Below are 15,006 nucleotides of genomic sequence, written 5' to 3' on the forward strand. Positions count from 1 at the left end.
TCATGCAATATTCAGAAATTATGATTCGCTACGGGGAACTTTCAACCAAAGGTAAAAACCGTATGCGTTTCATCAATAAACTACGTAATAATATCTCAGATGTTTTATCTATCTATCCTCAAGTCAAGGTAACTGCTGATCGCGACCGTGCCCATGCTTATCTTAATGGAGCCGACTATGCAGCAGTAGCTGAGTCTCTCAAACAGGTTTTCGGGATTCAAAACTTTTCTCCAGTATATAAGGTTGAAAAATCTGTCGAGGTTCTTAAATCTGCTGTCCAAGAGATTATGCAGGACATCTATAAGGAAGGCATGACCTTTAAGATCTCTAGCAAACGCAGTGATCACAACTTTGAACTGGATAGTCGTGAACTCAACCAAGTTCTTGGTGGTGCTGTTTTTGATGCCATTCCAAATGTACAAGCCCAGATGAAAAATCCCGATATCAATCTGCAAGTGGAGATTCGTGAAGAGGCGGCTTATCTTTCCTATGAGACCATTCGTGGGGCAGGTGGTTTACCAGTTGGAACTTCTGGGAAAGGAATGCTTATGTTGTCAGGGGGGATTGATTCGCCCGTAGCAGGTTATCTTGCGCTGAAACGTGGTGTAGATATTGAGGCTGTCCACTTTGCTAGTCCACCATATACCAGTCCAGGTGCCCTCAAAAAAGCCCAAGATTTGACCCGTAAATTGACTAAATTTGGTGGCAATATCCAGTTTATCGAAGTACCTTTCACGGAGATTCAAGAAGAAATTAAAGCCAAGGCTCCAGAAGCCTACCTCATGACTTTGACACGTCGCTTTATGATGCGAATTACAGACCGTATCCGTGAAGTGAGAAAAGGTTTGGTCATCATCAATGGTGAAAGTCTTGGTCAGGTGGCAAGCCAAACCCTAGAAAGTATGCAGGCTATCAATGCCGTAACCAATACACCGATTATCCGACCAGTTGTAACTATGGACAAGTTGGAAATCATTGACATTGCGCAGGAAATTGATACTTTTGAAATTTCTATCCAACCTTTTGAAGACTGCTGTACGATTTTTGCGCCTGATCGTCCCAAAACAAATCCAAAGATTAAGAATGCTGAACAGTATGAAACACGTATGGATGTTGAAGGATTGGTTGAGCGAGCAGTAGCAGGAATTATGATTACTGAAATTACCCCTCAAGCCGAAAAAGATGCTGTCGATGAATTAATTGAAGATCTTCTTTAATTTAAAGAAACTGAAATTCCTAAGAAAAAAAGTTAGTTTTTATCCTAAATTTGGACGAAAACCGACTTTTTTCTATTTTTGTGCTATAATAAGATAAAATTTTGAATATAGAGAGTTTTCTGACAATGAATCAATCCTACTTTTACCTAAAAATGCGAGAGCATAAATTGGTGGTTCCCTACACAGGCAAGGAGCGCCGTGTACGTGTTCTCCTCCCGAAAAATTACGAGAAAGACACGGATCGAACTTATCCGGTTGTCTATTTCCATGATGGTCAAAATGTCTTTTACAGTAAAGAATCCTATGTCGGTCATTCATGGAAGATCATTCCTACCATTAAACGGAATCCAGATATCAGCCGCATGATTATAGTTGCCATTGATAATGATGGTCTAGGACGGATGAATGAGTATGCGGCATGGAAATTCCAGGAGTCTAATATTCCCGGTCAACAGTTTGGTGGCAAAGGTGTCGAGTACGCTGAGTTTGTCATGGAAGTGGTCAAACCCTTTATCGATGAAAACTATCGTACAAAATCAGACCGCAAGCATACTGCTATGGTTGGTTCTTCTCTGGGAGGTAATATTACCCAGTTTATTGGCTTGGAGTATCAGGATCAGATTGGGTGTTTGGGAGTGTTCTCATCAGCCAACTGGCTTCACCAAGAGGCCTTTGATCGCTATATGGAGCGTAAAAAACTATTACCTGATCAACGAGTCTTTATCTATGTCGGGACGGAAGAAGCAGATGACACGGATAAGACCCTTATGGCTGGTAATATTAAGCAGGCCTATATTGACTCTTCTCTTCGCTATTATCATGATTTGATAGCAGGAGGAGTACAGTTAGAAAATCTTTCACTCAAGGTTCAGACTGGGGCTATCCACCATGAAATTCCATGGGCAGAAAATCTTCCAGCTTGCCTACGCTTTTTTGCAGAGAATTGGTAATTAGTATAAAGGAGACAGGATATGCATATTGAACATCTTAGCCACTGGAGTGGTCATCTTAATCGTGAAATGTATGTCAATCGATACGGACATGCGGGTATCCCTATTGTAGTCTTTCCTTCTTCAGGTGGTAGCCACAATGAATACTATGATTTTGGCATGATTGATGCTTGTGCGTCCTTTATCGAGGAAGGCCGTGTCCAGTTCTTCACCCTTTCAAGTGTCGATAGCGAGAGCTGGCTTGCTACTTGGAAAAATGGTCATGACCAAGCTGAAATGCACCGTGCCTATGAACGATATGTGATTGAAGAAGCTATTCCTTTTATCAAGCACAAGACAGGCTGGTTTGACGGTATGATGACGACAGGTTGCTCAATGGGCGCTTACCATGCACTTAACTTTTTCCTTCAGCATCCAGATGTCTTTACCAAGGTAATTGCCCTTAGTGGTGTCTATGACGCACGCTTTTTTGTAGGTGACTACTATAATGATGATGCTATCTATCAAAATTCACCAGTAGACTACATCTGGAATCAAAATGATGGTTGGTTTATTGACCGTTACCGTCAGGCTGAAATTGTGATTTGTACTGGCTTAGGTGCTTGGGAACAGGATGGCCTGCCTTCTTACTACAAGTTAAAAGAAGCCTTTGACCAAAAACAAATTCCTGCCTGGTTTGCAGAATGGGGGCACGATGTTGCCCATGACTGGGAATGGTGGCGCAAACAAATGCCTTATTTCCTTGGTCACATGAGTCTATAAAAGGAGTTGCTTATGAATTATCTTGTAATTTCACCCTATTACCCACAAAATTTTCAGCAATTTAGTATTGAGTTAGCCAATAAAGGAATCACAGTTCTAGGGATTGGGCAAGAACCCTACGAACAACTAGATGAACCATTGCGAAATAGCCTGGCTGAGTATTTCCGAGTTGATGATCTTGAAAATATCGATGAAGTTAAACGTGCAGTAGCTTTTCTTTTCTATAAACATGGACCAATTGACCGCATTGAATCACACAATGAATACTGGCTTGAGTTAGATGCTGCTCTTCGTGAACAGTTTCATGTCTTTGGTGCCAAACCAGAAGACCTCAAGAAGACCAAGTTTAAGTCTGAGATGAAAAAACTCTTCAAAAAAGCGGGCGTACCAGTCGTTCCAGGTGCTGTCATTGAATCTGAAGCAGATGTTGACAAAGCTGTGAAAGAAATCGGTCTTCCCATGATTGCCAAACCTGATAATGGAGTAGGTGCAGCTGCAACCTTCAAACTTGAAACAGAAGATGATGTAAACCACTTTAAGGCTGAATGGGACCATTCAACAGTTTATTTCTTTGAAAAATTTGTTACCTCTAGTGAAATCTGTACCTTCGATGGTTTGGTAGATAGAGATGGAAATATTGTCTTTTCAACTACCTTTGACTATGCACATACACCGCTTGATCTCATGATTTACAAGATGGACAATTCTTATTATGTTCTTAAAGATATGGATCCAAAATTGCGTAAATATGGTGAGGCTATTGTCAAGGAATTTGGTATGAAAGAACGTTTCTTCCATATCGAGTTCTTCCGTGAGGGTGATGATTATATTGCCATTGAGTACAATAACCGTCCAGCGGGTGGCTTCACTATTGACGTCTATAACTATGCGCATTCCTTGGATTTGTACAAGGGTTATGCAGCTATCGTTGCAGGTGAAGCATTCCCAGAGTCTCCGTTTGAAACCCAGTATTGCTTGGCAACATCCCGTCGCGCCAATGCTAACTATGTTTATTCTGAAGAAGACTTGCTCGCTAAATATGGTCAGCAGTTCAAGGTCAAGAAAATCATGCCGGCAGCCTTTGCTGAATTGCAAGGAGACTATCTCTATATGCTTACGACACCAAGTCGTGAGGAAATGGAGCAGATGATTAAGGACTTTGGTCAGCGTCAAGAATAATCGAAATCAGGACTTAACAAACTCTCTTTGTTAAGTCTTTTTTTAAAGCCCTAAATAAAAGCGTTTTCCATAGGATTCTTTTAGAAAATCTGTTGCTAAAAGCCTTAAAAATTGATAGAATAGGGATTGTCAAAAAAATATTAAGGAGAATCTATCAATGGATTTCACATGGGCAGTCAAATATGCCACTGAATTTTTGGGAACAGCAATCTTGATTATCTTGGGTAATGGTGCAGTTGCCAACGTTGAACTTAAAGGTACGAAAGGTCACCAAAGTGGCTGGCTCGTTATCGCTGTTGGTTACGGTATGGGGGTTATGATCCCTGCCTTGATGTTTGGTAATGTTTCTGGTAACCACATCAACCCAGCCTTCACACTTGGTCTTGCTGTTAGCGGACTTTTCCCTTGGTCACAAGTAGCTCAATACATCATCGCTCAAGTTTTGGGAGCAATCTTTGGACAAGCCTTGGTTGTTGCAGCTCACCGTCCATACTACTTGAAGACAGAAAACCCAAACAACATCTTGGGAACTTTCTCAACAATTTCAAGTATCGACCACGGAACAAAAGAATCACGCTTTGCAGCTTCAGTTAACGGTTTTATCAACGAGTTCGTTGGTTCATTCGTACTTTTCTTTGCAGCACTTGGTATGACAAAGAACTTCTTTGGTGCTGAATTGCTTTCTAAAGCTCAAGGAATGATTAATGATCAAGTTGCACAAGCGACTGCTCAAGGTCAAACAATTCCTCAAGAACAAGTTACTGCAGCTCTTGAACAAGCAAAAACTCAAGTAGCTCCGTTCTTGTCACCAGGTCTTGCTGTTGCACACTTGGCTCTTGGTTTCCTTGTAATGGCCTTGGTTACTTCACTAGGTGGACCAACAGGGCCAGGTTTGAACCCAGCTCGTGACTTTGGACCACGTCTTCTTCACGCAGTACTTCCAAAATCAATCCTTGGCGAACACAAGGGTGATTCAAAATGGTGGTATGCTTGGGTACCAGTAGTTGCACCGATTGCAGCTGGTATTGCCGCAGTAGCACTCTTCAAATTACTTTACATGTAATCATTAAAAAACTGGGAATTCCCAGTTTTTTCTTTTTTGTACAGTTGTGTCTTTTAGAATTAAAGGGTGAAATCGTCAGACTTTTTTCATTTTAAATCAAAAGATGTAAATATGGCAAAAATATGGTAAAATAGAGTATTAAGTAAACGTTAAAAAGGAATATTATGCGTAAAGAAATTGCACCTGAATTATATAATTACAATAAATTCCCTGGTCCTGAATTTCATCTATCTGGTGATAAAGTCGAAGCTGAAGGGTTTACCTTTACTTTGGTTGAAAATAGCAAGGATGCTTTTGATGCAACGGCATTTACTCAACGCTTTTCGGAAGTTTTAAACAAGTATGATTATATTGTAGGAGACTGGAGCAATGAGCAGCTACGCTTACGTGGTTTCTACAAAAATGAGAGAGCTGAAGAGTCTCTCGAGAAAATCAGTCGTTTACAAGATTACCTACTCGAGTATTGTAGCTATGGATGTGCCTACTTTGTCTTAGAAAATGAGACTCCTAAACGAGCACCGTTTGACCAAAAAATGCGCAAGAAAGAAGAAGAGAAAGACAACCGTAAAGGGAAAAAGTCTTCTCAAAATAAGAAAAAAAATCATACGGACAAGAGAAATAGACGTCGCCGTAAAGAACAGAAACCTCAGAATGAAGAAAAGGGACAACGTCATTTCGTCATCCGTAAGAAAGACTAGAAAATAAGGAGAAAAGATGAAACCGTCGATTTATAGTTTAACTCGTCAAGGAATGCAAGAATGGGTCTTAGAGCAAGGAGAAAAGAAATTCCGAGCGGATCAAATCTGGGAATGGCTTTACCGTAAACGTGTTCAGACATTTGAAGAAATGACTAACTTGTCTAAGGATTTGATTGCCAAACTCAACGAGCAGTTTGTAGTCAATCCCTTGAAACAACGTATCGTTCAAGAGTCAGCCGATGGTACTGTGAAGTATCTCTTTGAATTGCCAGATGGGATGCTGATTGAGACAGTTCTAATGCGTCAACATTATGGTTTGTCAGTCTGTGTAACAACTCAAGTAGGATGCAATATCGGTTGTACCTTCTGTGCATCAGGTTTGATCAAGAAGCAACGTGACCTCAATAACGGGGAAATCGTTGCCCAGATTATGTTGGTTCAAAAATATTTTGACGAACGTGGACAAGATGAACGTGTTAGCCATATCGTTGTTATGGGGATTGGAGAACCATTTGACAACTACAATAACGTTTTGAACTTTATCCGTACCATCAATGACGATAAGGGGATGGCTATCGGTGCTCGCCATATTACTGTATCAACTTCAGGTTTGGCTCACAAAATCCGTGAGTTTGCTAATGAAGGTGTGCAGGTCAACCTTGCTGTTTCTCTTCATGCACCAAACAATGAACTTCGTTCAAGTATTATGAAGATTAACCGTGCCTTTCCAATCGAAAAACTCTTTGCTGCTATCGAGTATTATATTGAAACAACTAACCGTCGCGTAACTTTTGAATATATCATGCTAAATGAAGTGAATGATGGAGTTGAACAAGCACTTGAGTTGGCTGAATTGCTGAAAAATATCAAGAAATTGTCTTATGTCAACTTGATTCCTTACAACCCAGTTAGTGAGCATGATCAATATAGTCGTAGTCCCAAAGAGCGCGTGATGGCTTTCTATGATACCCTTAAGAAAAAAGGCATCAACTGTGTTGTTCGTCAGGAACACGGTACTGATATCGATGCAGCATGTGGACAATTGCGTTCAAATACCATGAAACGTGATCGCCAAAAAGCAGTAGCTGAAGTAAATCCATAAGATGAAACGAAAAAAATTATTAAGCTTGGGAGTCGTACTATACAGTCTTTGTATCGTCTGTTTTTGCTTTACTCCCCAGCCTCAACTTCCTACAGGAGTGGAAACTCCAGGTATTCAAACTTTTGGACGCCTGGTTTTTCTTTTGACCCCTTTTAACTCCCTATGGAAACTGGGAGAAGTAACCAGTCTTTTACAGCTGTTTTGGATATTTTTACAAAATGCCTTAAATATCCTCTTGCTTTTCCCATTAATTTTCCAGCTTCTCTATCTTATACCTGCTCTAAGAAAAACGAAGAAAGTAATTTTGTTTAGCTTTTTATTGAGCTTGAGCATCGAGTGTACACAACTAGTTTTAGACTTTTTCTTTGATTTTAACCGGGTATTTGAGATTGATGATTTATGGACCAATACTTTGGGTGGCTACCTGGCTTGGGTCCTTTATAAACTACTACATAGAAACAAGATAAGGAATAAGAATGAGTATCTTAGAAGTTAAGAATTTGAGTCACGGTTTTGGAGACCGTGCGATTTTTGAAGACGTGTCTTTCCGTCTCCTCAAGGGTGAACACATCGGCTTAGTCGGTGCCAATGGTGAGGGGAAATCAACCTTTATGAGCATCGTGACTGGTAAAATGCTACCTGATGAAGGTAAGGTGGAATGGTCTAAATACGTGACAGCAGGTTACCTGGACCAGCATGCTGTGCTCAAAGAAGGTCAAACCGTACGTGATGTTCTTCGTACTGCCTTTGACGAATTATTCAAAGCCGAAGCTCGCATCAATGACCTTTACATGGAAATGGCAGAAGAAGGTGCAGATATCGAAGCTCTGATGGAAGAAGTTGGCGAACTTCAGGACCGTTTGGAAAGCCGTGACTTTTACACCTTGGATGCTAAGATTGACGAAGTCGCGCGTGCTCTTGGTGTCATGGATTATGGTATGGATACGGACGTAACCGCCTTGTCAGGTGGACAAAGAACCAAGGTTCTCTTAGCCAAACTCCTTCTTGAAAAGCCAGATATCTTGCTGCTTGACGAGCCTACTAACTATCTCGATGCCGAACATATTGACTGGCTCAAGCGCTATCTCCAAAACTATGAGAATGCCTTTGTTCTTATTTCGCATGATATTCCTTTCCTAAATGATGTGATCAATATCGTCTATCATGTAGAAAATCAACAGTTGACACGCTATTCAGGCGATTACTACCAGTTCCAAGAAGTCTATGCCATGAAGAAATCGCAACTGGAAGCAGCCTATGAGCGTCAACAGAAAGAAATTGCGGATCTCAAGGACTTTGTGGCTCGAAACAAAGCACGTGTTGCAACTCGTAACATGGCCATGTCTCGTCAGAAAAAATTGGACAAGATGGATATCATCGAACTTCAAAGTGAGAAACCAAAGCCATCCTTTGAATTCAAAACGGCTCGTACACCTGGACGCTTTATCTTCCAAGCCAAGGACTTGCAGATTGGGTATGACCGTCCCCTTACTAAACCATTAAATCTTACCTTTGAGCGCAATCAAAAGGTTGCCATCATTGGTGCTAACGGTATCGGGAAAACAACCCTCTTGAAGTCTCTTTTGGGGATTATTCCTCCAATTGCTGGGGAGGTTGAACGTGGGGACTATCTAGAACTCGGCTACTTTGAACAGGAAGTGGAGGGTGGCAATCGCCAGACACCACTGGAAGCAGTTTGGAATGCCTTTCCGGCGCTCAATCAAGCAGAAGTCCGTGCAGCTCTTGCCCGCTGTGGTTTGACGACTAAACACATTGAAAGTCAGATTCAAGTCTTGTCAGGTGGAGAGCAAGCCAAGGTGCGTTTCTGTCTCTTGATGAACCGTGAGAACAATGTCCTTGTTCTTGACGAGCCAACCAACCACTTGGATGTGCATGCCAAGGATGAACTTAAACGAGCTCTGAAAGAGTATAAGGGTTCTATCCTAATGGTTTGCCACGAACCAGATTTCTATGAAGGTTGGATGGACCAAATATGGGATTTCAATGAGCTAACATAAAAGTCATCAAAAAGCCAAGTCTATTTGACTTGGCTTTTTTGATGGATAGCTAAAAGACTATGTGAGTTTTCATAAGATTTTATATATTCATACAAGGTTTAAGTCGTATTCTGTTTAGCTTTTAGCTTCTTCGAGTTCATCCTCTTCAAAGTGTCCCACACCATCTTCAACAACAAATGGGCAAGTAACTTTCTTTTTTATTCCATTTTCATCATAGGAACAAGTGATGTTATAGATTCCATCGGAAAATGAATTTTTTGGTAAAGATAAGATTTTTTCCTTAAAGGCATCCACAGGACTAGCATTTTCTGCCTTTATATTCGAAAGGTCACAATCAAAATCGAGAGTAAGACCTTTGTTTTTCATGAGATCTTTTGTTGTAATATTATAAAAGCCAGCTGCGTCAGAATCCCCTTTTTCTCGATTGCTGACAGCCTGCTTAATCATTGCAACATAGTAGTTTTCTATAGGGTATTTTCTAAATTCAAAACTAGAAGCAATTTTTTCTGGTGTATCAAAAAGCTTATTTATTTTATCAGCAGTAGCATTTTTGATACTATCTTCTTCTTGTTGAAGATTCGGTCTCTCTTGGTGTACATATAGTAAGAAGTCAAACTCGTCTTGTTTGACAGTTTTAAACAGTTTTTTTTCTTCGTCGTTAAGAAGTGTTTCGAGATCTGTTCCTGAAGGAAGATAGAAATTTGATAAGTGTTCTCCATTCATTTTATGAATTTTTGCGTCAGTATATTTTTTAAAATAGTTCCATCCGATAAATTTTCGGTATATGTTAGCTCGTAGACTGTTCCATTAAATGCTTCAATCTCTCTATGTTTATCAGTTAACTCAACTTTACCCTTTAGTCCAAGTGATTGAAATTCTTCAGCAAAATTGGGAGTAGAGTATGTATTGGCTGGCGAAGAGGGAGAGAAAGAGGTTGTAAGCAGTGTTAGGTTAGTATAAAAAATTACCGTAACTCCAAAGATAAAACCAAGTATGGCCAAAGTATCTTTCCCTTGCCCTAACTTGATCGTCTGATAAATACCGATAAGGAGAATGATAGAGTACACAATACTAGCGCTAACTAGTAGTGGATAATTATCAATGTAATTAAGTGGAGCACCCTTAAAACCGATTATTTGCATGAAAAATCCAATTGTAGCTAAGACTAACTGTATAGTAGAAGTCTTTTGGATCAACTCATTATCTTCAAAGGAAGTTTTTAATTTTGAGATATCTCTAAACATAAAAATATTTCCTAGCACCATTCCTGCATATGATGCGAAAAAAGCTGGCCACAAGATTATAAAAGCAAAACCTCCAGAATCATAAGTAATCGAATAAACGACATTAAAGATTAAATATGTTGGCAAGAGTAAACCAAGCCGGAATAGGTTTATTTTATAAGGTTTCATAGGTAAACCTCCTTTGTTACGGTTAACTGTATTATAGCATAACTGGAGAAGAAAAAGAGCGTTTACATGGAAGCGTTCATAAAAAAGATAGGCCCTATGACCTATCTTTTTTAATAGTTGAGATATTGATCAATCTCAGATTTTTGAATTTCTTTACCGTAGTGACAAATCGGACAAGAAACGAAATAAGTTTTACCATAAGGAAAGAGTGGAATCCAATAAAGTGTAAACTTACGTCCATATTCCGTAATTTCCCAAGTATCAACATTGTTACAATGGCCACATTCGATAGTAGTCTGTGTATGTCCCAACACTTTTTGGTAACCTTTTGACCCCCAAAATAGAATCATTTTTACATCTCCTTATAATTAATGATGTTATTGTTTACTGAAATCGTAGTCTTTAACAATTTCGATACTATCGATAGTGATAGCAGTAGTTGGTTTGTCTTTTTCGTCTTTTTCAGCCTTGGCGATTTTATCGACTACGTCCATCCCATCGATCACTTGTCCAAAGACGGGGTGTTTCCCATCAAGAGTTGGATTTCCACCTTCTTTGTAGGCTTCGATAATTTTCTTAGGATAGCTACTTGTAGGAAGTTTAGATGAATAGTCTGTTGTACTTTGGTTAATGAAGAATTGGCTACCATTTGAATTTGGTTGACCAGTATTGGCCATAGATAGAGAACCACGGATATTATAGAGATATGGAGAAATTTCGTTTTTGAAACCTGTTCCCTTGTCCTTGGTTTTATCCTTATCATGCCAGATAGATTCACCACCTGTTCCATCTCCCTTAGGATCCCCAGTTTGTACCATAAAGCCGTCAATTACACGGTGGAAAGTCACACCATTGTAGTAACCTTCTTTAGCATGAGTAAGGAAGTTTTCGACCGCAAGTGGAGCTAACTTAGGAAAGAGTTTGATACGAATATCACCTTGACTTGTGTGAAGGATAGCTTCAGCCTCATCTTCAGCTACTTCCTTAGAAAGTTGAGGGAAGTTAGCATTTTCGTTTGTTAAGGCGTCTTTCAAATCTTTTTCTGCTTGGGCAGCAGCTTTCGAACTCTCTTCAGCAGCAATTTTAGAATCCACGTAATCATCACCACGAAGTGCACGTTGGATGCTTGTGCATCCACCAAGAGCAAAAGTTGAAATGAGTAGTAGTGTAGCTAATTTTTTCATATTAGTCCTTTCAAAAATCATTTTTACTATTGTACCGTAAAAGAAAGGGGATTTCAAATTTTCAATTAAGAATATTTATCTAACACATGTAACTTTATAGCTTTACTTACTCCATTTTGTTCATTAGAGTCAGTAACTGCTTTTGCACAAGTTTTGACATCTCTAGGAGCATTCCCCATGGCTATACCTAGCCCTGCGGTTTCAATCATGGGAATATCATTATAATTGTCACCGAGAGTCATAATTGAGGTAAGGGGAAGTTGATAGTAATTTGCTAATTCTAACAGAGCTTGTTTTTTGGATACTTGATTATGTGTAACTTCTAGATAGTTATCTTTAGAGAGATAGAAGTCGGTTTGAGGGAAATCTATTGAGGATAAGGTTTTTTGAAGTTTCTGTATGGTATCCGTATTATCTATCAGCAAAAGTTTATGAACAAGAGTTTTCTCGTCTCTTATAAAATCTGCTAAAGATGTAACTTTTGGACTTTCTCCAGTAATAGTTGCTTCGATTTCTACCCATTCATCAATAGTATTCACAAGCCAATCTTTTCCAGAATAAACATTTATAGAAACTGTCGGGAATTCTTTTTTCAAAAAGTCATGAAGTAAGAGCAATTCGCTTTTATCAATAGAATACTGACTTAGGATTTTATCTCCTAAACTGATGAGTGCTCCATTATAGCAGGCAATAGGAAAGTCGGTGATGCCAAGTTCTTTAGAAATTGGAGCTATACCGAGAGGAGATCTAGCAGAAGCTAGAACAAAAGGAATATTACATTGTTTTAAAAGTGGCATCAGTTCTATCAAATGAGAATCTAATTGGTGATTTTTATCCAGAATAGTGCCGTCAATATCACTCATAATTAATTTAATTCTTGACATATTTTGCTCCTTTTTAAAAGAGGATCGTTGTTCTACCATCTAAAGATTCTTGTATTTCTACATCAGGCTCTTTATCTGTAATCCAGTAATCAAAATCAGCTAGTTCAGAAAGTATAAAATGAGAGTGTTTGTTTATCTTTCCTGTTTCAGCTAGCAAAACACGAATAGCACTTGTTTTAAATGCTCTTTTTTTCATGAGAACATCTTCTTGATCCTCAAAGCTAACTTGCCCGTCTGAAAGACTAGCAGCGCCAAAAAATGCTACATCAAATCTAATTCCCTCTAAAGTATTGGATTCTTCTAGTGAATAATAAAAACGATTCTGTCTATGAAATTTTCCACCGAGAATATGAAAATCGACATTTTCATTATTTCCTAAGATAAGTGCGTTATCTAATGAATGACTGAAAATAGTAACTTTTTTATCTATAATTTTTGCTAACTCAAGTATAGTGGTTGAAACATCAAAGAATATCAGTTGTGAATCGGAAATGAGTTGGGTAGCTAAATGAGCAATTTTCGCTTTTTCTTTAGAAGACTGTTCTGCTCGACCTTGAAAACCAAGAATTACTTGTTTTTTTATTGGCAACAAACCTCCGTGAGTTCGTTGCGCTCGCTTTTCCTTTGCAAGAATGGAAAAATCTCTCCGGATAGTATCCTTGGATACTTGGAAATAGTCAACCATTTCTCTTGCCGATAGACTTCCTCTATCTTCTAAAAGTTTTATGATTTCTTCTAATCTTTGTGCTTGGTACATAGGAATTCCTCCTTTTTTTAATACTATACTCTTTTTATAAGTATTTGTCAATAATTGTAATGATTTGTAAGTATTTTAAAAAATTACAAAAAAATCAACCAGTATTGGTTGATTAAAGATTCTTTTTAGGATGGCGGTCAATGATTACTTGATGATCCTTGAGTGCCTGTTCTCCTTTGGGAGTTAGTTTATAGCAACGGATAGAGAAGCGGTTAGCTAATTCTTCTTCTGAAAAATGATCATGAAGTGCTTGATTCAATTCGGTGGCCTTCATCTTGGAGAGTCCAGTAACACCCTTCTTTTTAAGGATACTCTTTTTCATAGTAGCATTTAGATGGTAAAGCGAGTCAAAGGCGGTTTCGATAATAGCATATTCTTTTTCAACAAGCGTATCTAAATGTTTTGGGATATCAATGCCATAAGAATTACTATATTTTAAAAGAGTATATTTTCTAAGGATTTTTCTTTCGGCTTCAATTCCTAATGAATCAATGAATTTAATACTAGGTCTCGAAAAGAATTATGCTTCCTCTTTCTGTCTGAGTTCAAAGAGGTCTTCTACTTTCAGATTAAAAACTTGAGCAATTTTAAGAGCCATTTCCAGTGAAGGATTGTAACGGTTATTTTCCAAGTGCAGAATTGTCTCGCGTCGCATGCCGATAAGGTCGGCTAACTCCTGCTGGGTCATGCCTGTGGACTCACGAATTGATTTGAGATTAGTAATAATATTGCTTTCTTTGGCCATGCTTATCCTCTACGTTCTAAGATAACATAGACAACCGCAAAGATGCAAATTAAGGCAGCTATGCTAATAAATATTTGGCCCATGTAAAGAGTGAGAGACCCCATATACCCAATGATAACTGCTAGGATCATCAGTGCGCCTAGTATAAAAACAAACATCAAGCTAGCTGCCTTGGCTAAATTAGCATAAAAGCGTTCGTCCGGAGTTTCCTTGACATTTTTCAAACAGAAAAAACCAAATACAATCACTTCAATAACGAGGCCAATTCCCAAAATCCATTCTTTAATACCAGAACTTACGCTTGGGGTCGCAAGCCAAATCCCTACTGTATAAAAAATGCTAGCTGCAAAAATAAGTATCGAGTAAAGCTTTGCAGACAAGTCAAAAATAATCTTCCCCTTATCTTTCTGACTCTTATGAGGCCGTGGTTTCATATGTAGCCAGCTCCAAATAGCTATAATTTGACCTGACACTGAAATACCAACAATAACTAACTTGGGTTCCCAATTAAGATTAGAACCAAATAAAACAATAAAATCAATAAAGAGAGCTACGGCAATCATTGCAATGAGGCCACGCATTTTTTGACTTTTTTTCATGATAGACTCCTTTTTTTGTGTTATAAATATATAACATTTAAATGTTATGTTATAAATATATCACACTTAAATTTAGAAAGCAAGAATTTTATGTGTCAATGTGGCAATTATTTGAAAAAATTTTTTAATTAAAGACCTTGCTAGTCAAACAACTAAAGAATTCTTTGAAACAATGCATCGGATTTGGTTTGGATAGTTTTGTTAATAATATTTGATGATAAAGAATATTTGGAAAATCTAGATACTGTATGAAACTCTACTTTTTTATTAGGCTGTTATAAAGTCTATCAGAAAAAGCTTTGTAGGTGTAGAAGTTAATTTTTTCTTTCTAATTTATCCCTATTAGTCTAAAAAATTTAAAAATATTTAAAGTCTGTCAAGTTTTTTTCTTGACACCTCTCAGAAATCTGTTATAATAGAACATGTGCTAAATAGC

At 38.4% G+C, this 15,006-nt stretch carries 18 protein-coding genes; 9 read left to right on the plus strand and 9 right to left on the minus strand.

The window, feature by feature from the left end:
• Positions 1–2: 2 nt before the first annotated feature.
• The 9 genes from thiI (at position 3) to QM857_RS06940 (ending at position 8,989) form a co-directional block, all read left to right on the plus strand.
• Positions 3–1,217 (plus strand): tRNA uracil 4-sulfurtransferase ThiI, encoded by a 1,215-nt coding sequence (gene thiI / locus QM857_RS06900; RefSeq protein WP_414275487.1) that lies wholly within the window; start codon positions 3–5, stop codon positions 1,215–1,217.
• 125 nt (positions 1,218–1,342) lie between these two features.
• Entirely contained in the window at positions 1,343–2,167 is an 825-nt protein-coding gene (locus tag QM857_RS06905; RefSeq protein WP_414275488.1) for an alpha/beta hydrolase, read from the plus strand.
• A 21-nt stretch (positions 2,168–2,188) separates the two neighbouring features.
• A complete protein-coding gene (locus QM857_RS06910) occupies positions 2,189–2,929 on the plus strand; it encodes an esterase family protein (protein ID WP_414275489.1) in 741 nt (246 codons plus the stop codon).
• Between the two features lie 12 nt (positions 2,930–2,941).
• Positions 2,942–4,108 (plus strand): ATP-grasp domain-containing protein, encoded by a 1,167-nt coding sequence (locus QM857_RS06915; RefSeq protein WP_414275490.1) that lies wholly within the window; start codon positions 2,942–2,944, stop codon positions 4,106–4,108.
• A gap of 157 nt (positions 4,109–4,265) precedes the next feature.
• Positions 4,266–5,171 (plus strand): aquaglyceroporin Gla, encoded by a 906-nt coding sequence (gene gla, locus QM857_RS06920; RefSeq protein WP_195184239.1) that lies wholly within the window; start codon positions 4,266–4,268, stop codon positions 5,169–5,171.
• Positions 5,172–5,335: 164 nt separating this feature from the next.
• Positions 5,336–5,869, plus strand: a complete 534-nt coding sequence (locus QM857_RS06925; protein WP_195184238.1) for a YutD family protein — start codon at positions 5,336–5,338, stop codon at positions 5,867–5,869.
• 16 nt (positions 5,870–5,885) lie between these two features.
• Positions 5,886–6,971: a 23S rRNA (adenine(2503)-C(2))-methyltransferase RlmN gene (gene rlmN / locus QM857_RS06930; RefSeq protein WP_006153426.1), complete on the plus strand. Its 1,086-nt coding sequence runs from the start codon at positions 5,886–5,888 to the stop codon at positions 6,969–6,971.
• 1 nt (position 6,972) lies between these two features.
• A complete protein-coding gene (locus QM857_RS06935) occupies positions 6,973–7,467 on the plus strand; it encodes a VanZ family protein (protein ID WP_414275491.1) in 495 nt (164 codons plus the stop codon).
• The gene (locus QM857_RS06940; protein ID WP_414275492.1) at positions 7,448–8,989 is read left to right on the plus strand and encodes an ABC-F family ATP-binding cassette domain-containing protein; all 1,542 of its coding nucleotides are present in this window, start codon (positions 7,448–7,450) and stop codon (positions 8,987–8,989) included. Before QM857_RS06935 ends, QM857_RS06940 begins: the two co-directional genes overlap by 20 nt.
• Positions 8,990–9,103: 114 nt before the next feature.
• Here the strand turns inward: QM857_RS06940 and QM857_RS06945 are convergent, their stop codons facing one another.
• The 9 genes from QM857_RS06945 to QM857_RS06985 form a co-directional block, all read right to left on the minus strand.
• The gene (locus tag QM857_RS06945; protein ID WP_414275493.1) at positions 9,104–9,712 is read right to left on the minus strand and encodes a hypothetical protein; all 609 of its coding nucleotides are present in this window, start codon (positions 9,710–9,712) and stop codon (positions 9,104–9,106) included.
• Positions 9,709–10,401, minus strand: coding sequence for a hypothetical protein (locus QM857_RS06950; RefSeq protein WP_414275494.1), 693 nt, complete (start codon positions 10,399–10,401; stop codon positions 9,709–9,711). The genes QM857_RS06945 and QM857_RS06950 overlap by 4 nt, the downstream gene beginning before the upstream one ends.
• Positions 10,402–10,511: 110 nt before the next feature.
• Complete coding sequence (locus QM857_RS06955; protein ID WP_414275495.1) at positions 10,512–10,751, minus strand: zinc-ribbon domain-containing protein; 240 nt, start codon at positions 10,749–10,751, stop codon at positions 10,512–10,514.
• 27 nt (positions 10,752–10,778) lie between these two features.
• Positions 10,779–11,585: a peptidylprolyl isomerase gene (locus QM857_RS06960; RefSeq protein ID WP_004253053.1), complete on the minus strand. Its 807-nt coding sequence runs from the start codon at positions 11,583–11,585 to the stop codon at positions 10,779–10,781.
• Between the two features lie 65 nt (positions 11,586–11,650).
• Positions 11,651–12,469, minus strand: a complete 819-nt coding sequence (locus tag QM857_RS06965; RefSeq protein WP_178894811.1) for an HAD family hydrolase — start codon at positions 12,467–12,469, stop codon at positions 11,651–11,653.
• A 13-nt stretch (positions 12,470–12,482) separates the two neighbouring features.
• A complete protein-coding gene (locus QM857_RS06970) occupies positions 12,483–13,226 on the minus strand; it encodes a DeoR/GlpR family DNA-binding transcription regulator (protein WP_049494601.1) in 744 nt (247 codons plus the stop codon).
• 112 nt (positions 13,227–13,338) lie between these two features.
• A complete protein-coding gene (locus tag QM857_RS06975; RefSeq protein ID WP_259274724.1) occupies positions 13,339–13,548 on the minus strand; it encodes a hypothetical protein in 210 nt (69 codons plus the stop codon).
• Positions 13,549–13,746: 198 nt separating this feature from the next.
• On the minus strand, positions 13,747–13,971 hold the full coding sequence (locus tag QM857_RS06980; RefSeq protein ID WP_178894812.1) for a helix-turn-helix transcriptional regulator: 225 nt from the start codon (positions 13,969–13,971) through the stop codon (positions 13,747–13,749).
• 2 nt (positions 13,972–13,973) lie between these two features.
• On the minus strand, positions 13,974–14,570 hold the full coding sequence (locus QM857_RS06985) for a DUF3796 domain-containing protein (RefSeq protein WP_178894813.1): 597 nt from the start codon (positions 14,568–14,570) through the stop codon (positions 13,974–13,976).
• Positions 14,571–15,006: the final 436 nt, after the last annotated feature.

The sequence above is a fragment of the Streptococcus infantis genome, assembly GCF_047463315.1.
GTDB classification, from domain to species: domain Bacteria; phylum Bacillota; class Bacilli; order Lactobacillales; family Streptococcaceae; genus Streptococcus; species Streptococcus infantis_AB.

What these genes read in the sequence shown, in the direction of transcription:
- rlmN (WP_006153426.1), top strand. Translation starts at nt 5,886, where the DNA reads ATGAAACCGTCGATTTATAGTTTAACTCGTCAAGGAATGCAAGAATGG.
- QM857_RS06970 (WP_049494601.1), bottom strand. Translation starts at nt 13,226, where the DNA reads ATGTACCAAGCACAAAGATTAGAAGAAATCATAAAACTTTTAGAAGAT.
- QM857_RS06910 (WP_414275489.1), top strand. Translation starts at nt 2,189, where the DNA reads ATGCATATTGAACATCTTAGCCACTGGAGTGGTCATCTTAATCGTGAA.
- QM857_RS06965 (WP_178894811.1), bottom strand. Translation starts at nt 12,469, where the DNA reads ATGTCAAGAATTAAATTAATTATGAGTGATATTGACGGCACTATTCTG.
- QM857_RS06935 (WP_414275491.1), top strand. Translation starts at nt 6,973, where the DNA reads ATGAAACGAAAAAAATTATTAAGCTTGGGAGTCGTACTATACAGTCTT.
- QM857_RS06905 (WP_414275488.1), top strand. Translation starts at nt 1,343, where the DNA reads ATGAATCAATCCTACTTTTACCTAAAAATGCGAGAGCATAAATTGGTG.
- QM857_RS06945 (WP_414275493.1), bottom strand. Translation starts at nt 9,712, where the DNA reads ATGAATGGAGAACACTTATCAAATTTCTATCTTCCTTCAGGAACAGAT.
- QM857_RS06925 (WP_195184238.1), top strand. Translation starts at nt 5,336, where the DNA reads ATGCGTAAAGAAATTGCACCTGAATTATATAATTACAATAAATTCCCT.
- QM857_RS06950 (WP_414275494.1), bottom strand. Translation starts at nt 10,401, where the DNA reads ATGAAACCTTATAAAATAAACCTATTCCGGCTTGGTTTACTCTTGCCA.
- QM857_RS06915 (WP_414275490.1), top strand. Translation starts at nt 2,942, where the DNA reads ATGAATTATCTTGTAATTTCACCCTATTACCCACAAAATTTTCAGCAA.
- QM857_RS06985 (WP_178894813.1), bottom strand. Translation starts at nt 14,570, where the DNA reads ATGAAAAAAAGTCAAAAAATGCGTGGCCTCATTGCAATGATTGCCGTA.
- thiI (WP_414275487.1), top strand. Translation starts at nt 3, where the DNA reads ATGCAATATTCAGAAATTATGATTCGCTACGGGGAACTTTCAACCAAA.
- QM857_RS06975 (WP_259274724.1), bottom strand. Translation starts at nt 13,548, where the DNA reads ATGAAAAAGAGTATCCTTAAAAAGAAGGGTGTTACTGGACTCTCCAAG.
- gla (WP_195184239.1), top strand. Translation starts at nt 4,266, where the DNA reads ATGGATTTCACATGGGCAGTCAAATATGCCACTGAATTTTTGGGAACA.
- QM857_RS06960 (WP_004253053.1), bottom strand. Translation starts at nt 11,585, where the DNA reads ATGAAAAAATTAGCTACACTACTACTCATTTCAACTTTTGCTCTTGGT.
- QM857_RS06940 (WP_414275492.1), top strand. Translation starts at nt 7,448, where the DNA reads ATGAGTATCTTAGAAGTTAAGAATTTGAGTCACGGTTTTGGAGACCGT.
- QM857_RS06980 (WP_178894812.1), bottom strand. Translation starts at nt 13,971, where the DNA reads ATGGCCAAAGAAAGCAATATTATTACTAATCTCAAATCAATTCGTGAG.
- QM857_RS06955 (WP_414275495.1), bottom strand. Translation starts at nt 10,751, where the DNA reads ATGATTCTATTTTGGGGGTCAAAAGGTTACCAAAAAGTGTTGGGACAT.